Genomic DNA, 699 nt, shown 5'->3' with positions numbered 1-699 from the left:
ATCTAATTATGATAACGATATCACCTATGTTTATACGCTTGATTCAGTTCTCTTTACTTTTTTAATAACTCACCCCTGGGATAACAAACAATGTCGTTAAGAGGTGAGTTATTAAGGTTAAGATGGGCGCGTGAATACGCTCATCCTAACCCAGACTCATATCTATGTTTTTAAATAGTTCCTATGCTCTCGTCGAGTCATAAGTTTCTGTATAAAACAGAAAGAAGTAATCGTGTCTTTATTCAAGATGAATCACTTGTTTCTATTTGATACCTATTTTATTTAGCACGCTAAGCTTAGCCGTATGTAGTGGTGGAGCCAAACGGAGTCGAACCGTTGACCTCCTGCGTGCAAGGCAGGCGCTCTACCAACTGAGCTATGGCCCCTGAGCGAGGATACAATCGAAGCACTGCTTCGATCCGAGCACAAGAGGAAATCCCTTAAAGCGGATTTACTTAGGGCTCTTTCACCTACATTAATAATGGTGGGTCTAAGTGGACTCGAACCACTGACCCCCGCGTTATCAACACGGTGCTCTAACCAGCTGAGCTACAGACCCTGATACGTCCTAAAACGTAAGCTTAAACTAAAGAACAACTTGTTGTGAATTCTTGCTGAGCGAATGCTGTCTATAAGGAGGTGATCCAGCCGCAGGTTCCCCTACGGCTACCTTGTTACGACTTCACCCCAGTCATCAAC

General features: G+C 43.5%; 2 tRNA genes and 1 rRNA gene. All 3 read right to left on the bottom strand.

What is annotated here, in order from left to right:
- Nucleotides 1-310 precede the first annotated feature (310 nt).
- Nucleotides 311-386, bottom strand: a tRNA-Ala gene (locus tag JMX83_RS15020).
- A gap of 96 nt (nt 387-482) precedes the next feature.
- Nucleotides 483-559: transfer RNA gene (locus JMX83_RS15015), tRNA-Ile, on the bottom strand.
- A gap of 73 nt (nt 560-632) precedes the next feature.
- Nucleotides 633-699, bottom strand: a 16S ribosomal RNA gene (locus JMX83_RS15010); the annotation flags it as partial.

Source organism: Psychrobacter piscatorii, assembly GCF_904846415.1.
Lineage (GTDB): Bacteria > Pseudomonadota > Gammaproteobacteria > Pseudomonadales > Moraxellaceae > Psychrobacter > Psychrobacter piscatorii.
The sequence above is the reverse complement of the archived record's forward strand: the minus strand, read 5'-3'. Positions and strand labels throughout refer to the sequence as shown.